General features: G+C 44.5%; 14 protein-coding genes. 3 read left to right on the top strand and 11 right to left on the bottom strand.

The annotated features are described in order from the left end of the window. On the bottom strand, positions 1-229 hold a 229-nt coding region (locus ISR87_06300), incomplete at its 3' end, for a hypothetical protein (GenBank protein MBL7025052.1). Positions 230-612: 383 nt separating this feature from the next. On the opposite strand from ISR87_06300, the gene ISR87_06295 reads away from it, so the two are divergent. Continuing rightward, the gene (locus tag ISR87_06295; protein MBL7025051.1) at positions 613-2421 is read left to right on the top strand and encodes an ABC-F family ATP-binding cassette domain-containing protein; all 1809 of its coding nucleotides are present in this window, start codon (positions 613-615) and stop codon (positions 2419-2421) included. Positions 2422-2479: 58 nt separating this feature from the next. Here ISR87_06295 and ISR87_06290 read toward each other — a convergent pair whose 3' ends face one another. The 9 genes from ISR87_06290 to ISR87_06250 all read right to left on the bottom strand — a co-directional run bounded on the left by ISR87_06290 (position 2480) and on the right by ISR87_06250 (position 16221). Continuing rightward, complete coding sequence (locus tag ISR87_06290) at positions 2480-8689, bottom strand: exodeoxyribonuclease V subunit gamma (protein ID MBL7025050.1); 6210 nt, start codon at positions 8687-8689, stop codon at positions 2480-2482. An 82-nt stretch (positions 8690-8771) separates the two neighbouring features. Next, the gene (locus ISR87_06285) at positions 8772-9197 is read right to left on the bottom strand and encodes a hypothetical protein (protein MBL7025049.1); all 426 of its coding nucleotides are present in this window, start codon (positions 9195-9197) and stop codon (positions 8772-8774) included. A gap of 85 nt (positions 9198-9282) precedes the next feature. Continuing rightward, positions 9283-9492 carry a zinc ribbon domain-containing protein gene (locus tag ISR87_06280; GenBank protein ID MBL7025048.1) on the bottom strand — a complete coding sequence of 70 codons (210 nt, stop codon included), beginning with the start codon at positions 9490-9492 and terminating at the stop codon, positions 9283-9285. A gap of 145 nt (positions 9493-9637) precedes the next feature. Beyond that, a complete protein-coding gene (locus tag ISR87_06275; GenBank protein ID MBL7025047.1) occupies positions 9638-10534 on the bottom strand; it encodes a DMT family transporter in 897 nt (298 codons plus the stop codon). A gap of 122 nt (positions 10535-10656) precedes the next feature. Next, entirely contained in the window at positions 10657-11808 is a 1152-nt protein-coding gene (locus ISR87_06270) for a HAMP domain-containing histidine kinase (protein ID MBL7025046.1), read from the bottom strand. An 85-nt stretch (positions 11809-11893) separates the two neighbouring features. Then, positions 11894-12727 (bottom strand): NAD(P)-dependent oxidoreductase, encoded by an 834-nt coding sequence (locus tag ISR87_06265; GenBank protein MBL7025045.1) that lies wholly within the window; start codon positions 12725-12727, stop codon positions 11894-11896. A 25-nt stretch (positions 12728-12752) separates the two neighbouring features. Beyond that, positions 12753-13628: a 2-oxo acid dehydrogenase subunit E2 gene (locus ISR87_06260; GenBank protein ID MBL7025044.1), complete on the bottom strand. Its 876-nt coding sequence runs from the start codon at positions 13626-13628 to the stop codon at positions 12753-12755. Positions 13629-13641: 13 nt separating this feature from the next. Next, entirely contained in the window at positions 13642-14877 is a 1236-nt protein-coding gene (locus ISR87_06255) for a C40 family peptidase (GenBank protein MBL7025043.1), read from the bottom strand. A gap of 111 nt (positions 14878-14988) precedes the next feature. Beyond that, entirely contained in the window at positions 14989-16221 is a 1233-nt protein-coding gene (locus ISR87_06250) for a GNAT family N-acetyltransferase (GenBank protein ID MBL7025042.1), read from the bottom strand. 271 nt (positions 16222-16492) lie between these two features. On the opposite strand from ISR87_06250, the gene ISR87_06245 reads away from it, so the two are divergent. Continuing rightward, positions 16493-18673, top strand: a complete 2181-nt coding sequence (locus ISR87_06245) for a PBP1A family penicillin-binding protein (GenBank protein ID MBL7025041.1) — start codon at positions 16493-16495, stop codon at positions 18671-18673. 87 nt (positions 18674-18760) lie between these two features. Here ISR87_06245 and ISR87_06240 read toward each other — a convergent pair whose 3' ends face one another. After that, a complete protein-coding gene (locus ISR87_06240; protein ID MBL7025040.1) occupies positions 18761-19534 on the bottom strand; it encodes an AMP nucleosidase in 774 nt (257 codons plus the stop codon). A 346-nt stretch (positions 19535-19880) separates the two neighbouring features. Between ISR87_06240 and ISR87_06235 the strand changes: the two genes are divergently transcribed. After that, positions 19881-20531 (top strand): hypothetical protein, encoded by a 651-nt coding sequence (locus tag ISR87_06235; GenBank protein MBL7025039.1) that lies wholly within the window; start codon positions 19881-19883, stop codon positions 20529-20531. The last annotated feature ends 178 nt before the right edge of the window (positions 20532-20709 follow it).

Below are 20709 nucleotides of genomic sequence, written 5' to 3'. Positions count from 1 at the left end.
GTTTGGAATCACTCAATCCCGTGCTACCGCACAGAGATACAGTAATTTCCTGAAAACTTCCATCTGTAGTAAAACTGTACCAGTCAGCACCACCGGCAACTAGATCGCCGGACATGGCAGCATCATTTACTGCACCATAAGCGATGGCAGTCTCGCAAGACTCGCCGGTCTGACCAAATGCTACAGTCACACTCAAAATTAATAAAATTGGTAACAATTTACGCCACATACGTCCTCCGTTATTTTGTTGCATGCAATAAACAAAACAATATCAGCACCTTAGGTGCTAATTCATTTCATTTCATTTGTTTTGAACATAATATGGGGTGAGGGCACATCATACAAGCACTAAAAGTGTCACAAATATAACGTTTCATCATGACTTGATCTCCCTCACTACTATTAAAATATATTTATTGCAAAAATGTTTTAATTAGGTTCTGATATTTCACTAAGATGTTAATGCAATATGGTGTTATCCCCATATTATTTTAATTATTTCATTATAACAATTATCTCCTTGCACAAATAGTATTATCTGAGATCATAATTATATTGATCAATGTTTTTGACTATACCAATCCTGATTAAATTGTTCAGAAAGTTGCTGATGTGACCCCTTCCACACTCATTTCCACCCAAAACATACACAAGTCCTACAGCAATACGCTGCTCTTCAAAAATTTGTCTATCACTATTCATAGCGGCGAACGTATAGGATTAATCGGTCCCAATGGTGCTGGCAAATCAACCCTTCTGAAAATTTTGGCCAGTCTTGAACAGGTGGATAGTGGAGACATTTCATTCAGCTCTGGTTTACGTGTATCCTACCTGCCCCAGACAGATACATTCGATGAGCGACTGTCCATTCGAGAGGTCATCTCCCAACATTTTCCTCATCACCTGGAACCATGGGAAATTCAGAAACAGCTCAATGATATCCAGGATCAAATGCAGTTTTCAGATCTTGATAAAATCTCTGGAACCTTGTCAGGGGGTTGGAAAAAACGGGTCGCTCTGGCTTGTGTTCTGGCTCAGGATAATGATTTGGTTTTACTGGACGAACCCACAAACCATCTTGATCTCCAGGGAATTCTGTGGCTGGAATCGTTTCTCCAAAATGCCAGGTTCGCCTTTATCATGATAAGCCATGACCGCTTTATTCTTGAAAATACCTGCAATCGCATCATGGATCTGGATCGCCGTTACAAGGAGGGCTACCTCAAAGTTAAAGGTAATTATTCTCGATTTCTTCAGGACCAGGAAAAGGTTTTAAACGATCAACGCGTGGAAGAAGAAGCGTTGTCCAATAAAGTGAGACGGGAAATCGACTGGCTGCGCCATGGCCCAAAAGCCCGGACGACCAAAGCCCAATATCGTGTCGATAAAGCCTATGACATGATTGACGATCTCACCGAACTAAAACAACGCAACAATCTCCAGACTGAGGCCGGTCTCAAATTTGAGTCTGGTGACAGGCGGTCAAAAAAATTGCTTCACGCCCGGGGCATCAGCAAATCCAGGGGCGGTCATTCCCTGTTCAAAGATCTGGAGCTCTTGCTTTCTCCTCGTATGAAAATCGGTATCATGGGGGTCAACGGCAGTGGTAAGAGTAGTCTTATCGATGTGCTTCGGGGGCAGTTGGATGCTGACACTGGTGAGGTTGAAATCACACAGGGCGTTAACCTGGTAACCCTGGACCAGTCGCGTCATCTCCCAGATGAAACACTCTCCCTGAAACGTGCACTTGCTCCAGATGGTGATACCGTAATTTTTCATGGGAACCCCCTCCATGTGAGTGCTTGGGCTAAGAAATTCCTATTCCAGAAAGAGCAACTGGAGCTCCCCGTCTCACAATTGTCTGGTGGAGAGAGAGCCCGTGTTTTGCTGGCAAAGATTATGTTGGAAACGGCTGAGATTCTCATCCTGGATGAGCCTACCAATGATCTGGATATTCCTACGCTGGAAGTATTGGAGGAGAGTCTCCAGGAGTTTATGGGCGCCCTGCTATTGATCACACATGATCGTTATCTGATGGATCGCGTTTGCGATGAGATCATCTACCTGGCTGGTGATGGTACCGTGAAGGTCTTCGCCGACACCTACCAGCTGACAAACTATCAAAAGTCATTGAACAACATTGACCAACCGCTTGAAGTTCGAAGCCCTACTACCAACAAACTCCGTCACCAGGAACTTAAAACTCTGCGTAAGACTTTTAATAAAACTGAGCGTGATATTGATAAGGCCGAACTCAAGAAGTCAGCCCTGGAAACCGAACTTCATAATCCAGCAAATGCCACCAATCCCGCTAAACTTGCAGAGCTTTCAAAGGCTTTAGAAAAGTTAAATGCGGAACTCGAAACGCTGCTTGAGGATTGGGAAACCCAGGGGGAAGCTATCTCAAAACTTGAGGGATAGACAATTATGAATATCCAGGCTGGGATTCGAATCCCAGCCTGGATAGCATTAAATATTTTTATCTGGGCAATGCAGTTTTCCGGCAGATTCTATCAAAAGGACAATAAGCACAGGCAAGCTTCTCATCTCGGGAAGTGAGAGGGAAATGATTGTCAGCCAATGCCTGGGCATAAGCAAGTGTTTCGGCTTTTATTCGATCTATGGTCCAGTCCGCCTCTCCACCAATAGCCAGGGTTGCCCTTGAACGCGGCGGCAATGTATCCATGACGGGATGATCAGAGTCTACATCACCAATGTAACCCTTTAGACCAAATGCATTGTCCCTGAACCCCTTGACCTGTTCGTAGGTCAATACCACATCTTTCTCAGGATATTGTGATTTGAGAACCAGATAATAAAACAGCATCTGACTGGTCCAGAGTTCCTTGCTTTCTTTAATATCAACTTTTCCAGTTTTATAATCTGTTGCCCATACATGCTTATCAGACACCAGTACTCGATCAATTTTTCCACGAAGAGAAAGCTTTATCGAGTCACCCTCTATTTCGTATGAAGCCCAGGATTCTGGATCATCCTCATCCCCAAAAGCTTGCTCATGAAGCCCCATGCCCTGGAATGAAGGAAGTACTTCGATCTCTGTTTTTAACATAGCGGCGATCAGGTTTTGCTCAACCTCTTCAAAGTTTTTAAAGTATAACTCCCCCCATTTATTGTGAAGTAAGTCTGCATCCAGATCCACTTCCTTCTCAACCAACAGTGCATTAGATATTTTTTCCAGTTTTTCCAGGGCTGCTGGGAAGTTGTCAACAGCCAATAAGAAGCCACCACCGCGACCAAATCGCTCTAAAACCTTGTGCACCAGATTGCCCACTTCGATCTCTTCACGTTCAGCAATATTGGTTTCAGCAGTTTCCAGTCGAAGTTTACGACTATACCAATATCGTTGGGGACATTTGATCAATTCATCAAAAGCTGAAGCTGAGATGTGAGCAAATTCGTGGATGTCATGCTCATACAGTTTGCCTTGCCACGCTTCTTGTCCCCTGGCTTGTTGTAGTTGGTTGTGCCTAATGTGTCGTTGTGAAGTTGGTGAGTTAAACAGCTTACCTGCCAATCGGGTATATTGCTGGTCAGGGGTTATAGGAGGTAGATTGGGGAAATCCAGTTTCTCCAAATACTGACAAAAGGTACTCTCCTGGAGCGCAGCCCCATCAGAATTACGAGAAGGTGCTGTGAGGTGCAAGTGACCCCGGGGGAAACTGAGCCATTGCTTGAATAGATAAAGATTTAAAAACCAGGGGTTCAGGGCTGCAGGTTTAAGATAGGGATTGGTATTTATGGTCAGAGGAAATTGACCCTCAGTAAGACCCATTACAAATAGATGACCGGACTTCAAATTCAGGGTGTCCAGGAGAGAGATGACATCGATACCAAAACCCTGACTGGATGAGGCCACTTCAACGCCACGCAACCTCTCTCTCAATTCTCGATTCAGATCACCAAGACTCCCCTTGCGACTTAAATATCTTTCCCAATCATTTCTCAAACCAAGAATTGCATTTTTTAATGATGTATAGGATTTAGAGGCCACACTACCTGCATCGAGACGATGGGCAAACTGGAAATTTTTGAGGACATCAAGCAACCAATCAGCCGCTTCCACCAAACCCAGTGACTTTCCTGTTTGCCATGTATCTGATAGAAATTGAACCAGAGCTTTGGCCGTTTCCTGAAGTTTGGGATGTGAGACCAAGTCTGGCAGTGTTTCACTGACCAGTGTCACTCCAAGCTTTCTCATTTCTATATCAAGTTTTAATCTTGCATATCCTTCTGACCCGCTGGGAATGACCAAAGGATGGAGCCAGACAGACATGGCCAGGTCCCAGGAAACGTGTTGCCGTAGTCGACCCTGTATGAGTGCAAAGGCCAATTGGGTAACTGGTCGTTCCATAACTGGTTCACGCTTGCTGAGACGCACCGAGATGCCCTGTTGATCAAAGACCCGTTTTAAAGCGGGGACATACCGCTCCATGGAAGAGACGGCGATGCGGATATCAGCTGGTGCAACATCGTTTTCGATTAATTGCCTGATTTGATCTCCCACCAGAACCGCTTCTTCATAAATAGAAAAACAAGGTGTATAACTATGATTCATATCCCTGGAGGGCATTTCATCCTGAGACATCCAATCCACAATGGACATGTTGAATCCTGATAATGGCTTCCCACCCTGAAGAGGATCGAAAAAGATGAGATCATGATCATGGGCCAGATTTTTCAGGAAGTCGTAATCTGACGGAGAGGTTGAGTGAATTGAGTTAACAATAATTTTTCTGGAGGCTGCAAAATGCTTTAAATCAGATTTTTGTCCAGGTGTCTGTATGGATTGTTTTTCACACCACTCCAAAAATTGGTTAAAGAGCTCCTGCTTCCCCTCGACGACAGATTCACCACCAGTTGCTTTATAAAAAGCCTCTGCCATGCGGTTCACCACACCCCATTGCATACGTTTACCTGAGAGTTGCGCTATCCCCAATCGAGTCAGATATGGTGTCAGTCTGCGTCCAGCCGGCTCCGTCATTTTGCGAACGTCACCCAGGGTCATAATTTGCAATCTGGGATGATTTAGTCCCGCTTTTGCCAGTGATTGGGCCAACAACTCGCCACTATTTTTAGTTGGCTCTATAAGCAGTATTTCAGCCAGGGCATCCTGACGTTTTAAAATATCGATCAGACCCGGGTTTAGATCCTGAGCGCCCGGCAATACTGGCCTTAAGCCTTGTCCATGTTCATAATTCGCCAGACCATCAAAGTATCGCTCCTCCTCAAAGGTGATGGGAATCAGTGTGTCAAACCGATTGAAGTAAAGTTCTCCCCGGGCTTCAATTCCATACAAATACTTGAGCATCCAGAGGTAGGTCTGAATTTGATACCAATATGCGTGCTGCTTTAATTTATCCTGGTCCGGTAATTCTTTATCAGTCTTGTAATCGAGAACAACCCACTCATCACCAGATTGATACAGCAAATCAATGATACCCGTTACTTTGAACATATGGGTTGTGCTTTTCAGGTAGCCAAAAACTGGCAATTCAGGTAGTCGATTGATGCCTGACAAAACAGCCAGTCTTTTTGCAAGATCGCTATCTCGGTAAATAGTCAGGCATTCTCGAAGGTCTGTGAGAAAGGGCTTCTGTGCTTCTTTCTCTACAAGGCCCTCATCCTCAAGAAATAATTTTATCTCCCCATCAAAGTTCTCAGGAATAAACCATTTCATTTCCATAGCCATGTGTAGCAATCGGCCAAAAGTGAGAGCTGAGGTTTCCAGCCCCAGATCTTCACCGACTTGGCGTTCATCCGAGCCTGTGTATTGGCGCTGATCCATCCATGTCATAATGGTGTGGGGAGAAATTTCACGGTAGACCAGAGCTGGCATGACAGGTTCTACTGGAGTAAGCTCAGCACCCATTTTTATGGGTTGGGCAGCTTCCGAATGAAGAATATCTGAGCCCAGTGTAAGATCATAAATCACATCCTCATTTGATCTTTGCATCCACTCCTTTTTTAGGGCCGTGGGATCGCTATTGGCAAGATCCTTGTCCAATTCCAGGTCAAAGACAGGTTGCAGATACCGGCTCCAGCGCGAGGAGGACATGGCTTTTGTTTCGGGTTTAATTTTTGCAATAAAGGCCACGCCATACTTTGCGCGGGTCACCGCCACATAGAATAATCTTTTATCTTCAGCTTCCTCCTCAGCTATAGTCTGTGCTTTAATACGCTCGTACATCCAGGTTTTGTAACTTGCATTTCTTGAATCCAGAGTTATTCCGGCCTGCCAGTCAGAGCCATCCCGACCAACAAAAATACCACTGGTGTTATTGGGGGAGGGTGACTCCATCCCCGGTAGAAGAACAACAGGAAATTCCAACCCTTTGGCTTTGTGAATAGTTAGAATCTGGACACTGGCAGCTCCCGGTAATTCTGCCTGTCCAGCATCACCATGTTGAATCTGATATTTCATGTACTCATGAATTTCGCGAATGCCCAATCCATCCAGGGAAAGCTGGTGCATCGTATGAATGATGCGATCGATATTTGCCAATCGCAGAACACCCCCAGTTTCTGATATCCAACTCAGTCTCCTCTCATCCTCAGAAACTATTCTTTCAATGAGACGATCCAGAGGTTCGCGGGCACTGGCCTGTTGCCACTCTCTGAGTGTGTTACAAATTTCTGGATGTAATTGATTCAACCCATTCCAGACCCATCCTGAGCTGCTCCTATCTTGCGCCGCATCCTTTAAGCGCTGGATGTCTGCATCTTTCATCACAAAGAAGGGGCTACGTAATATTCCTACCAGAGCCAGATCATCCAGAGGGTTTACCAGCACGCTAATCAAATGATAGATGTCAAAGCTCTCTTGTTGCTTGAATAATCCCTTACTGGACAGGACCTCAAATTCAATTCCCCTTGATGTGAAAATTTTGATATAGTCGAGGATGGGCGTGAAGGCTTTAAGGAGGATTCCTATGGAAGGACCACGCCTGGGTTCCAATCCATTATCTTTGATCCATTTCAGCCACTCCAGAGTCAGATCCGCTGTCTTCATGATGTCAACTGAATATCCTCTGGAAGCTTCATCATCTAGCACAATATTCACTTCACAGCGAGATATATCAGTATATTCATCAGCATATAGCGTGCTTTTCGCTGCACTTGTCTCGCGAAACACAGTTTCATATAATTCGATATTCTCGCGGTCCTCATCGCCTGGAAAGGCTGAACCGATTAATGGGTTCACAACTGATGACACATATTTTTGAGTAGAGCGATAGGTTTCGTCGGCAGTAAGCACCCACCCGCCACCAGCATCAATTATGTTTCTGACACGATTCATGACCTGGACATCGGCCTGATTGAATCGGTAAATGGACTGTTTGGAATCACCCACGATGAAGAGTCCCTGATTGCGCAGGATCCCCTGGCCAGCTTCTCCAATGAGTCTTACAATATCCCAACGGACATCATTGGTGTCCTGGAACTCATCAAAGAGAATATGCTGGTACCGTTTACCATATACAGCAGCTACTTCCCTGTTCTTTAAAACCTCTCTGGTTCTGAGCATAACCTCATTGAAGCTGAGAATACCTTCCCGGCGGAGACGTTGGTTGAGTTCTTCAAGGTACCCCAGAAAGAATTTTGCGAGATGATGATTCACAAGACAGGCCTCTATATCCCATACATTGGGAATCTCAAGCATGAGGGTTTCGTAGGGTAAAAGTTGCTCGGCTCTGTCTTTAAAAGCTCTCAAGCGCAATCTGACCTCATCCTTAAATGCTTCAGGCCAGACTGCTGATGGAACGGAGGGATTCTTTAGATAATTTTTTCTATCATTGGTTAAGGCGATTCGCCGAGTGAACTCAAGCAGTTCCAACCCATATCTATAATCATCTTCAATGGGATTACTCAAAAACTCCAGAAGATCTTGGAGTGAAACATACTGTGAATGGGAAGTATCCAGTACCTCTTTTGCAGAGGGGAATCTATCCACCAATTGAATTAGTGCTGACTCTATCTCCTGTACCACATCTGGGAGTGGATGCTTCCTTTTAAACTCAGCTTGTAAATCCTCAGGAGATGTTGTGCTCTGATGCTCCAGCCAGCTCGTCAGGAGCTGAGTATGGGACTGAAATTTCTTGATGTATTCACTGATATGCCAAACTGAAAGATGCTCTAACAATACTTGTAAGTCTGGGTCCTTGTTGCGACTACATGTTCCCAGATACTTTTCCCAGGTTTCCAGTTCCATGCGCTGCGTGTCAGCCTCATCTTCAATTCTGAATTCTGGATCAATATCCAGACGCTCTGCTTGTTCTCGCAAGATTTGAGCGCAAAATGAATCAATGGTGGATATGGCATTTTTTGAAAATGTAGAGCGCAAATGCATCTTGGTGCTCTGGGGGGCAGATCGCAAATATGCGCCAAAACTATCAGTAACATTGTCCAGCGCCTCATCATTAAGCAATGTATTCAGGTCTTCATAAATACGTGCCGACATCTCCGCCGCAGCTTTGCGGGTAAAGGTGATGACCAGGATATTTGAAGCATCTTTCCTGGGGAGTGCTGTACCCTCGTGTTGCTGCCTGGCGAAATCATCCATGATAGTTGAATAGCGCTTGGAGAGTAACCAGGTTTTTCCAGCTCCGGCACAGGCCTCAATAAATATGTTTTTATTGAGGTCAAATACTTTGCTTAAATCAATACTCATAATGTTTTAATTTTGGGAAGGATCAATCTGTATGTTATAACTGGTTTAGCACAAACTATATTGCTAGAAAAAAGAGCGGTCGTCAGGGGGTTTGATCAATAATAGTCAGCAACCTTTGGGAGAAGTCCGGTTTCAGATCATCCAGATATTTTGCCACTCCCGGCATGGCGCATATTCTATGTACACCCTCCTCCAGGGCCAGGATCCCATTCTCGTCAAGCGTTCCCGCATCAGCTTCCTGACATTGCGCCTCAAATCCCTGGAAGGCTGCATTAACCATAAGTGTCATACTGAGTTCCTCATCTGGACCACTTGCTGCTATCCCTTTTGATAGCTTGGCCCACAATACGGGTTGATCCATAAAGTCGTGCATTATGTCGTCTGCTTTACCACTTCCGGACTTTTTCGCTGTGCCCCGCATCAGTTTTGTATTATTGTAAATTTTATAGGCTAAAATGATAAACAATACAATTGTGATTGCAGCTGCAAAAATATCTATTACGCTCATGCATTCCTCTCAAGCAATTAGATTTATTAAAATACTCAGTTTTAAGTATAACTGAGGAGTATAACTTAAAACTTAAATTGTCGGACTAGCCTGTAAACAAGTCCAATATATTACCAAGAGCGCTTGTCTCGGATTTATAAATTTCCGTATACCTGCAATTTACACAGGTGACTGTTGTAAATTTTTTGTTCTGGACATCAAATATTTTGGAAAGCCCACCACCCGTAGCGGCAAATTGACCCGTTTCATATTCATTGTTTTTACACTTTGGACAATGCCAATTACTATGCTGCATGAAGCCATCCCTATTGTTGTTCTCATTGAAGAACGTTAACCATTGAAAACGGCCAGGTTCTCAGAATCGCAAATATGTGGATGAATGTAGTTACCAGAACTCCAATCTACAATACTCATGCTCCAACGGCATAATACCCTCATTGTCATGACTTCCTGGGCTTGAGCTGAACCAGGGTTGCCCCCAAAGCCGCGATTCCCATCCCTATTCCTTCCTGTGTAGTGATTTTTTCATCCAGGAAAAACCAGGCCAGAAAGGCGATTTGGATCAACATAGTACCGTTGATGATACTTGATTCCATGGCTGAGATGGAGCGCAGCGTATGATTCCATAGTGTAAAAGCAAAAGCAGTGTTCACAACGGCCAACCAGATCAGATAAAACCAGTTCTGTGTGCTAATCGTTGGAATCCCAGTGTACAAAAACCCAGTAAGCAATAATATGATTGAACCCACGCCCATGCTGATAAAGGTAATGACTACGGGACTAATATTGCGTTGGCGATTAATCTCTCTTCCAAGAATTCCAGCCCCTGAGTTCGCTAGCACCCCAAAAGCCATAACCATCAAGCCCAGCCCTTGATTCCCTTCAAATGAGATCGGGAAGAAGTAAAATATAATTCCGACTATAAAAATGACTGTTCCAAACCACTGTAACTGGCTGGGAGTTTCATTGATAAATAATATGCCCATGATGGCTACAACTATGGGTGTAAAATTTAACATGAGACTCACACTCACTGCGGGTAAAAGGGATAGTCCCAAGAACTGGGTGCCCTGAGTAAGCGTATAAAATACAAATCCCAGAAGCAGCAACTTGCTCCGCTGTTGGGAACTGAGTCCCCTGATTTCCTCTATGTATTTCTTTTTGAAGATAAAGGGCAAAAAACACAGAAAAGCCAGGAAGTACCTTAATCCAGCATAAGTGATAGGTGGAATATCTGCCAGACCCCATTTGATAATGATAAATGATGTGGACCAGAGAAAGGTCACCAGCAAAGCCTGGAAAACTGCAAAAACGTGGTGGAGTCGGTGATCGCTCACTATTTGCTCGACATGAGGGAAGGTTTGCTCAGATACTTTTCAAAAGCTTTGGTATCTGGCGAAGGTTTTCAAGTCCACCTAGTCGGCTTCCCTGATTTCTTGGACCTGAGTTTGGCTGATAATTATGAATACTGGTTTACCAGGTTAGAATTATTGAGTGGAAGTGAGAATGTGAAAACGGTTCCTGTTTCTGCTGCAGAAATGAAATTCACTTTCCCACCCAGGATTTTTTCACCAAACAATTTCATGGAGAAGGTTCCAATTCCACGACCGGAATTGGCCTTGGTGCTGAAATTGCGCTGGAATATCCTGAGCTTGATTTCTTCTGGTATAACCTGATCATTATGGATACTGAAGTTGATGGTGTCTGCTTTTTTATAAAAGTTGACTTCTACCTTTTCGCCCACCTCCGTGGCTTCCAGGGCATTGGTAATCATGTTGGCCATTACACGCTGAAACAGGGATACGTCAGTTTGAATCTGAAGATCACCCAGATCATGAGAAATAATCAGGTGTTTGGATTCCTTTACTGGATGATTCACAAACAAAGCGTGGAGGTCTTCCTCAAGCTGATTAAGTGATATGGGTTGTGGAACCAATTGGTAGGAATCAGTTTCACACGCCAGCAAAAATCTTTGAATCTCAACGGCCTTTTGCAGTCGTAGCGAGGAGCGACGCACAATATCTACCATGGCTGAGTTATGGGAATCACGTGCCAATAATTCACTGGCCCCCACCAGCCCGGAAAGCATGTTATTAATATCATGAAAGAAAGTTCTTTCCAGAGCGGCCCTTTGCTGTTCCAGGGTGATGTCCTGAAGAAAAAGCATAACAAATCTTGTATTATGAATCATAACTGGATGAGATCGTACTTTTAAAACCAGATCGATTTCACGATTGTGATTCAGTGCTTTCAGAGCACAAGTGTCTTCAATGGGTTTGTTTTGCTCCAGGCTTGCCACTATGGATTTAGCTGCTCCACAGGTTGAACAATACTTGGTGGTTCCGCAACCTGCGGGTGGCTCATTTGCATGGACGCAATTCAAGGCATTTCCTGGTCTCAGGCCAAGAGCATGTATTGGATCCTGAATTCCAAGCATTTTTAGGAATGAGTCATTGAGTGAAATGATTTGCCGCTGTTCGTTTAAGACGGCCAACAGTCCTCCCACCGTCTCCATGAGACCTTCCATAACAGCACTTTGATTGAAGATTTCAACTTCCTGGTGAAGCCTTTCCTCCGTTGCTTGTTCAGCAGGTGCGAAATATGTGTCCATGGTTTGGCTCCCTTGTATCGACTATGTATAAATATACTCTTTTACGGGTAGCAGATCGAACTTTTCAGAAGCAGTAACCCCTATTTCATGAGGATTTTAACGACTCAAGTACTTGATTGATATCTGGTAATGATTCTGAATTTTTGAAGTGGGTCATACGCCGGTAGATTTCTGCTGCAGCAAGGTGAAAGCCATCCGGCAATCCTGATGCTTGCATGGTGGCGGCTATTTCTTCCATTTCCCCGGAGAAGCGCCAGGCCTTGGCCGTAACACGGCGGAGTCGATTGTGGGTGCGTTCAGTAAAATCAGATCCACCACGTGACCATTGTTTTTCCATCTCTTCACGAATCCCCATTTCATCTGCTGCAGCCATGATGGCGCAAAGTAAAGCTGTTGATCCTTTTGTATATGCAGCAAAGCTCATTTTTATAGCTGATGCTCTGCCAATTTCAGGTCCCATGAGCTCGGTCTCCAGCAATCCTCCTTGAAAGCAATTCGCCACTTCAGCGGCTTTCTGACCTGCAAGGTAGAGCCACGTGCTCTCAGCTTCCCAGGCAGGACCCCCTATGATCCCACCATCCACAAACTCAATATCTCTTGAGCTCATTAATTGATATATGGATTTTGCTTTCTCAGGAGATATGGCATTTACATCGGCAAAGATACCCGTGAAGGAACACTCAAGAATCTGGTGAGCAACATCCAGTACTGCATGGGGAGGGCATACGGAAATGATAATATCACAGACCTCACACATTTGACTAAGAGATTGCGATTGGGATAGATTGTGGACGTCAGCCCGTTTCCTGGTTTCCTCACTGCGCCCCTTTGGAACCCAATAGGCCTGGTGACCTGTCGCCTGCGCTGAGACAGCCAGGGATATTCCCATGGCACCTGGATGTAAGAAACCGATATTCATGCTTATTTACCTGTTATCCAAAGACCTATACTCCGAGAGCTTCATCCTCGGTGACTTTTTCCGGGGTGGACTTTTCTAAATCCATCTCGGGGTTTTCAACCAGATTTTTCAACAATTCAAGAGCCTTTATACTGTAGAATCCATCATTGATTCGCTCATCGAAACTATATTTAATAGTCATCATATCCTTGACAGCTGGTCGACCTCGTTCATCCAGAGCCATACGGGGCTCGTTTGTGCCCAAGGCCATGAAAATGGGAGCATTACCCCACTCATATAAATGATGATATGCTGGCTGCAGACCGATGCTGCCAAGATTTGCAATGAAGACACTGCTATAGAGCTCGTCTGCCTTAATCATACTGCGAGGTAGCCACCCAAAATGATTAAGGGTTCTCAACAGCCAGGTGAAGAAACTGACCATAAACATGGGAAAAAGGAACACCAGGTCCATTTCCTTATCAGAAACAGATTTGGCTCCTTCGCGACCTTTCTTGATGCCACCCTGTATTTCTCGAACTGTCTCTTCAAATGTCCAATCTGGATTTATTTTCTTTTTAACCACAACCAGGGGCGCATCATCATTCATTTCTTTTTTCATGGAAAAACTAATCCAGATGCCATCGCGCTGGTAGATACGACGACCTGCAACAAACCTGTTCAGGCCAGGTCGCTCATTCAAAACCTGTGCAGATCTCCAAATAATCAAATGTAAAATACTGGCTTTCAAGCCTGTCTCTTTCTGGAAATTCTCTACAAATTTCCAGGCTTTTTCTACCTCGACATGTTGCTCATAATAAACTGTTGATTCCGTCCTGCCATGCATGAGAAATGGCATGATCCTGCGTGTGTTTGACAAGTTTCTAATAAATTTTCCATCAGGTCTCCAGCGAAAAGGCATAATCAACTCCCGTCTAATATTCAAGAATATAACTAAACTGCATGGCGCGCTCCAAGGAACGCTCTCGGGCTCCCACATTTCTCCAGGTATACGCAATGCTGGAATCATCATTCAAGGCAAACTGGAAGCCCATATTCCAGGTCATCCCCACATCTTTCAAAAAGACATGATCAAATTCTATGGTGGTCATAAGCCGTCGGGTAATTTGTTGCTCAACCCCCAGAAAGAGAAAGGCGTCCTGATTCCCATCATAATAATCAGAAGTTTCGTGGTAGGCATATAAATCGGTCAATGCAAGACCACCGCTAAGTCGTCCTCGCCCAAGGTGCAATTTTTTAAATCGCGCGTATTTATATGAAGCAACGACATAGGCATTGCGGGGAGGGCTCCACCGATGTTCCACAATTTCAACGGAATTCGTATCCTTTGTCACCGTCCAATTTCTGCTGTTGCTTTCTGCACCAACTGCCAGGGATGGTAGAATCTTCCCTTTTTGCTCCCAGATACGAAACTTGGTACTTACAAAGGGCAATTCAAATCCAAAAGCATCCACATCGTGGCCAAGAAATTGGTTCACCTGCAGCTCTGCCCCAAACTCCCATCGATTCCATATACTAACTGAACCTGCCACTCTGAGATTTCCCTGAGCATCATTCTGGATATCCAGACCTATAAATCGATTATCAATGACATCTGCTGTAGGAACATCTATTAGTCTCCGTACTCGAAAGGGATATGCCTGCGGTAATAAATGGAATTCTCCGCCGACCTCCCCTGACCGATAATCAGAACCGGTCAAACGCCGAGCTCCGATATAGCGTTTCATCCAGTAGTCTGTATTTACCGGTACTTCCGTCACCCCTGCAGAGGTGCTGGCATGAATCATTTTATTGCCTTCAGTATAGACACCGACATGACTCACGCCCTTGCCCAGGGTATCAAAGAATATCAGGTCGCCATATTGAAGTTCATCTCTGGACACTTCGTCACCAACAGTATATTGGCTGCGAGATGTTCTGGGAATGATGATACCCTGATCCCTATACACCCCAGATGTAAATCCCGAACAATCAACACCTCGTCCAGGCTCAGTACCACCCCACCTGTAGGGAGTGCCCATGTATTTATCAAATGACTTATCCATTTTGTTTTTATTCAAGTCATCAAATACTCCAACTTTCTGTGAACTACAAGCGTTCAGTAGAACAGCAAAAATGATGATACTTAGAGGTAAAAACTTTCGTTGCATCAACGCGCTCCCATTTGTTTTCAAGTCTGAAATGTACCAAAAATATAGTTGCTTTCCCGAGAGGTGCAACCATGAGTTCCGCCCCTGGGCTTTATACAGATTTTTGCTCCCTTAATAATCCCAGTCTGGATGGGGATTGGGGAGACATAGCACTTCGTCCAGATCATGAATTAGCTTTTCTGGACCACTCAAATTACCAGTCGCTGACAATCCGCTTGCTGGTCTGACCCCCAGCCATAATCTTGTAAATGTACCTATATCCGCCACCAGAGTCGGCAGTGCATTATCAAAGCCTGCTGCCACCTTAGACCTTGGCCCAAGTTGAATCGCGTATTCTCCAGCACATCCTCGCCATGTCATTTCTGGATCAATGAGTTTTTCCAGAGGGTCGCTGAGATCCAGATTAAAGCTCAAGGATCTTGAATTCAGATGTGTGGCTTCAATACAGGCTTCCAGGTTGCAGATTCTGGTCTGCCAGTACGCTGAAGCTCTATTGATATGCTCAAACTTGGATTTCTCCGTCACAATTCTTGACCTGAAAGGGTTTTGAATTAAATCCTGAAGTTGTATCCCGGCAGGTTCTCGCATTTTGACAAGTCGAATTTGATCTCCCAGTGATTTGATCAAAGCCATCAATTCAATGAATTGTTCCATTGTCTGATATACCAATACATTGATGACGAGAGGACCATTTTCATCATTACTGGTTCCCCAGAAAAAGTGAGTCAATTCACCCTTGATTCCATCGCAATAACCCAGACCAAAGCCCTTCTTCATCCATGCCAGCTCCGCTTCAACGAGGGACTCAGGGAAAAGCGTAACACCGCCATGCCGGGTTTTTCGGGTTTGAATTGCCTGGTGAATTATTTTCAAGTCATTGCGAGTGAGACGAAGGGGTGGTCGGATGCTTTTGTCAATTGTAATATCAGCTGGATCAAAACTCATCCAATGCTCATATGAGCCAGTTCCGTACCCCAATTGATCATAAAACCCCTGCTCAAATATCCCTAGGGTAGATACGATAGCACCCGCTTCCGCTTCCTCAGCGATGAGTTGGGCGGTCAGTTTTTTCGCCAAGCCCTGTTTGCGGGCTATTCTGCTTGTGGTAACTGAGGTCACGACGGAAAGTGACAACTCCTCATTCAGATATTGGATTTTTCCTGGATTTGCAGTGACCAGACATTCAGCACTCCCATTCAAGTCAGCGACCAAAGCTCTTCCCACTCTGAGAAAGGCATCCAGTAATTTTTCATCAGAACTATCATCAAGCCATTGGACCTCATGCCAGATTCTTCTGGCAGCTTCAAGGTCTTTGTCATGATTATATTTTCTATATGTATACATGCGGGGAATTCCCTATAATACGATTCATTCACTAACAGATATTCTACTAAAACAGCTATTCACGCGATGAAGCAAAAAATATAGTGATGGAGTGGGGTTGTGCAATATTCTGTTTTGAAGCTTGAGGGAGGAGATCCTCCCCTGCCGGTTTAGATTATTTGACACAGATCATCTACTATGATGAGGATTGCTCTTGATAAAAATGAAATATTACTTAATTGATTCAAAAACGTATGAACAAGACAGGCATATAAGTTTATAATTGTAAGATATGATGAAACAGTTCCAGGCCAGGGGTAGTCAACAAAAATTTAAGCACAGGTTGTATATCGCTACAATCGTGTCGCTGACATTTATTGTGGGGATTTTTACCTGGATATTCTTTTTATCAAAAGACCTACCCTCCCTGGATGAGCTGGAGCGTTATGATCCCGACCTCATTACCCGTATTGTTTCTGCTGACGACCAGGTAATTCAAGAGTTATTTACCACACAGAGGACCCTGGTTAAATCCAATGAAATCCCACCTCATGTTAAGAAAGCGCTCATCGTGACTGAGGATCAGAGATTTTACAGCCATTGGGGTATGAACTTGTTCCGTACCGTTTATAACCTCACGTTGAACATGGTAACGGGCGAGATTCATGGTGGTTCTTCCTCATTGACTCAACAATTAGCCCGTAGTCTGTATGCCCGCATTGGATTTAAGCAAACCTATCTGCGAAAGATTCGTGAATTGATCACTGCAGTCCAGATTGAGCATACATTTACCAAAGAAGAGATCCTGACCATGTATCTGAATACCGTGTATTTCGGACATGGCACCTATGGTTTGCAGGCAGCGGCCAGTAAATATTTTAACAAACGGGTTGAGAATCTTACTCTGGATGAAGGCGCCATTCTAATAGGAATGCTACGGTCACCGGCCTACTATTCGCCCATTACCCATCCAGATCGATCCAAGCATATCCGCAATGTAGTGATCAACAACATGTTTCGTGAAAAAGCCATTAATGCAGTCGAGCGGAACTACTTCAAATCTTTACCCATTGAAACCTATGATCCCGATAGCGTAGATGTCGGAAATGTGGCTCCTCATTTTGGCGAATTTGTACGTCGCCAGCTTGAAAAAGAAGATGATGAGCTGGGTGTAGATCTTTACCGGGATGGATTGACTATTTACACCAGTCTTGATACCCGTATGCAGACCATAGCCAATGTGGTTGTAGCCAAAGAGCTGGATCGAGTCCAGGCCATTTTTGATGAACGCATGATGGATGAAAATTCAAAAGCTTTAGCCGATATTCTCGAAAGGCACAATATTGATCTCAACATTGATACCGTTCGACTGATGATTTCTGATTCGCTTGAAATGCCCTATCAGATTGAAAATTTGTTGACAGTTCAGGCACAATTGATTTCTCTCGATGTGGAAACGGGTGAGATAAAAGCCATGGTGGGTGGAAAAGATTTCAGCAAGTCCAAATGGAATCGTTCTACCCAGATGAAACGTCAGCCGGGCTCATCGTTCAAGGCCTTCCTCTACACAGCCGCAATCGACAATGGGTATCCAGTCACAACCACCCTTTTAAATCAACCTGTTGTCATCAAGCTGGGCGCCAATGATTCAACGGACTGGCGACCCAAGAACTATGATTTAAGCATGGGGGGGGAAACCACCATGCGTGAAGGAATTAGGCGCTCACTCAACCTTATCGCTGTAAGAACTATCCAGGAACTCATCGCACCTGCAGCTGTGGTTGAAAAAGCCAGGGCCATGGGAATTACCACAAGATTATACCCTGGGGATGCACTGGCTCTAGGCGCCTCAGGAGTCTATCCAATTGAAATGGCTGCAGCCTATGCAGTTTACCCACGACTGGGTATATGGGTTCAACCCCTTGGCATTCTATCTATTCAGGATCGTTTTGGGGGCGTTCTGCGTACTTATAATCCAGAGCGTAAAGAGGTGTTGGGGCGTGGGACATCCTATGTCATGTTGTCCCTGCTAGAAACAGTTGCCAACCGAGGAACCGGTGTAGGAGCCAGAACCAGGTTTGGATTTCAGGAACCTGCCGGTGGAAAAACTGGAACAACGACTGGCTTTACTGATGCCTGGTATGTTGGATTTACCACACGCTTGTCCACCGCTGTTTGGGTAGGTATGGACGATGCGTCCATCAGTCTGGGTCCTCGCATGTCTGGATCTGCGCTGGGAGTGCCCATTTGGGCTCAGTACATGAAGGCAGTCTATGATAGTCTGGAATGGGAACGCGAGGAATTTGTCGTTCCTGAAGAGTCAGTTGTGTTTACCAATGTTTGTTCTGAAACCCACAAATTAGCAACTCAGTATTGTACTCCGGAGCGTGAAGTCTTTTTACCTGGAACCGTCCCATCCCAGAGTTGTGATGTTCACGGTAATCGCTCAAAACCAAAAGTCATCGACTTCTAAGCCAGGATTGGCTGAGCGTCGTTACACTCCCTCGCCTTACTTCGTTTCGAATCCTGGCCTTGAGAAGCTCTATACTCTTAAAAAAACTTAAAACGAGAAGTGCTTGATTGATTCGCCTTGTTCTGCAATATGAGTCATGGCTTCAATGCCAATATCCAGGTGTAGGTCTACATATTTCTTGGTGACACTTCTATCAAGAGCCTCGGTCTTTATTCCATCCGGCACCATGGGCAGATCACTGACCAGCAGCAGGGCTCCACGGGGAATGTTATTCGCCAGCCCGGTTATAAAAATGGTGGCCGTTTCCATGTCAATGCCTATGCACCTTGTTTCTCTAAGATATTCCTTGAATTTTTCATCATGTTCCCAGACGCGGCGATTGGTAGTATAAACGACACCTGTCCGATAATCCAGATCTTGTTCAACCAGAATTTGTGAAATGTATTTGTGTATCTTAAAGCTGGGCATGGCTGGTACTTCTGGCCGGAGGTAATCATTACTGGTTCCCTCACCTCGGATGGCTGCTACGGGGAGAATAAAGTGGCCGAGCTCTGTGGATTGTTTTAATCCTCCGCATTTTCCTAAAAAGAGAACGCCATAGGGGTCTATAGCTGAAAGCAAATCCATAATGGTGGCTGCATTGGCAGAACCCATTCCAAAATTAATTATGCTCAAGCCATCCTTATTGGTGGCCACGCTCATGCTGCGATCTTCACCAAAAATTGGGACATCGAACCTACGTGCAAATTTGTCGACGTAGTTTTTAAAGTTTGTGAGTAAAATTCTGTCGCCAAAGGCTTCTGGTTCCACTCCTGTATAACGAAATATCCAATCTTTGACGATTGCTTGTTTTGTATCCATGCCAATAATCTAACCTGCATCACCAATGTCCAAAACAGTTTGCTAGAATATGTATAGACGCACATTGGCAAACAAAGCTGCCGTTTCAGACCCAGATATTTTTCATGACATGATCATGGTTGGGTCGTGGATGTGGGTAAAGTCTAAAGTCTAAAGTCTAAAGTCTAAAGTCTACAAAGCCCCCACTCTAGACTTTCGACCTTCAGACCTTCGACTTTCGACTTATTACGATCGGCCTGTCCTATTGGTTCGATAACTAACAGAATTTTGATATTCCCCTGACCGTCTTAACGAAAGGAGAACAAAAGTCTTGTCATCAATGTCACCTGCGGGGAAATTCGAGGACATGTTCAAAAATCCAAAATATTACATGGTATACTTATTTCTTACCGCATTTATGGTTTCCTGTACCTCCCACGCTGTGATTTCTCCAGACCCCTTGAAGCCTGAAGAAAGCTATAAGGGTGTTGTTCTTTCAGCTGAAAACATGATTCCACAATTTGTGTATAGGAAGGGTTTGGGGCAAAACATGGATGGTGGCATCCGAATTGGTATGTTGCCCATGCATGGGAGCGGTGTTGATGCTACCATCAAGCTTAGAGATGAGGGATCCAGGTTGCATACCATGAATTTTGCAGCCACTTACGCCGACCAGAGTGCTTTTGGAGCAACCTACTATAATGTTTCCCGAAAAGATCGAACCAAGACTGTCCGTCGAGATGGGAAAGTATTCAAGCAGACTGAGGTAGATATTTTTAACTACGGCTATCTTGGTCTTCGATATAATTATATCCCCTCCGGTTTATGGGGTGATAATGTTCATCTCTTTGGGTTGCTCTACGGAATGAATTTTCGAAAAACCTGGGGCTTTGAATTTGGATATTTCCATGATTTTTCAGGTCGGACGCCAGTTTCTGATCTAAATTTAAACCCCAAATATGCCCCCCTCTCTGGAATTTCCATGAGAGTCTGGTTTGGCCAGTTGATCAAAATTTGAGCCCTCTATATCTATATCACTAATATATCTCATTTTCATGTCATCAAGAATGCTTCAGGCAATAGGCTTGAATTGGTTCTGAGCTAGCTCTATATTTGGTGTTTAACCAGAGAAATTCCCGCATTATTATTCGTGCCGTTTTTTTTCTGAAATGTTTAGTAACGGTAGTAAGCCTAAT

The sequence above is a fragment of the Candidatus Neomarinimicrobiota bacterium genome (assembly GCA_016784545.1).
In the GTDB taxonomy this organism is placed as follows: Bacteria; Fidelibacterota; UBA8477; order UBA8477; family JABMPR01; genus JABMPR01.
Note: the sequence above shows the minus strand (reverse complement) of the source record. Positions and strands in the feature narration are given on the sequence as shown.

What these genes read in the sequence shown, in the direction of transcription:
- ISR87_06290 (MBL7025050.1), bottom strand. Translation starts at nt 8,689, where the DNA reads ATGAGTATTGATTTAAGCAAAGTATTTGACCTCAATAAAAACATATTT.
- ISR87_06285 (MBL7025049.1), bottom strand. Translation starts at nt 9,197, where the DNA reads ATGAGCGTAATAGATATTTTTGCAGCTGCAATCACAATTGTATTGTTT.
- ISR87_06280 (MBL7025048.1), bottom strand. Translation starts at nt 9,492, where the DNA reads ATGCAGCATAGTAATTGGCATTGTCCAAAGTGTAAAAACAATGAATAT.
- ISR87_06270 (MBL7025046.1), bottom strand. Translation starts at nt 11,808, where the DNA reads ATGGACACATATTTCGCACCTGCTGAACAAGCAACGGAGGAAAGGCTT.
- ISR87_06265 (MBL7025045.1), bottom strand. Translation starts at nt 12,727, where the DNA reads ATGAATATCGGTTTCTTACATCCAGGTGCCATGGGAATATCCCTGGCT.
- ISR87_06260 (MBL7025044.1), bottom strand. Translation starts at nt 13,628, where the DNA reads ATGCCTTTTCGCTGGAGACCTGATGGAAAATTTATTAGAAACTTGTCA.
- ISR87_06255 (MBL7025043.1), bottom strand. Translation starts at nt 14,877, where the DNA reads ATGCAACGAAAGTTTTTACCTCTAAGTATCATCATTTTTGCTGTTCTA.
- ISR87_06250 (MBL7025042.1), bottom strand. Translation starts at nt 16,221, where the DNA reads ATGTATACATATAGAAAATATAATCATGACAAAGACCTTGAAGCTGCC.
- ISR87_06245 (MBL7025041.1), top strand. Translation starts at nt 16,493, where the DNA reads ATGATGAAACAGTTCCAGGCCAGGGGTAGTCAACAAAAATTTAAGCAC.
- ISR87_06240 (MBL7025040.1), bottom strand. Translation starts at nt 19,534, where the DNA reads ATGGATACAAAACAAGCAATCGTCAAAGATTGGATATTTCGTTATACA.
- ISR87_06235 (MBL7025039.1), top strand. Translation starts at nt 19,881, where the DNA reads ATGTTCAAAAATCCAAAATATTACATGGTATACTTATTTCTTACCGCA.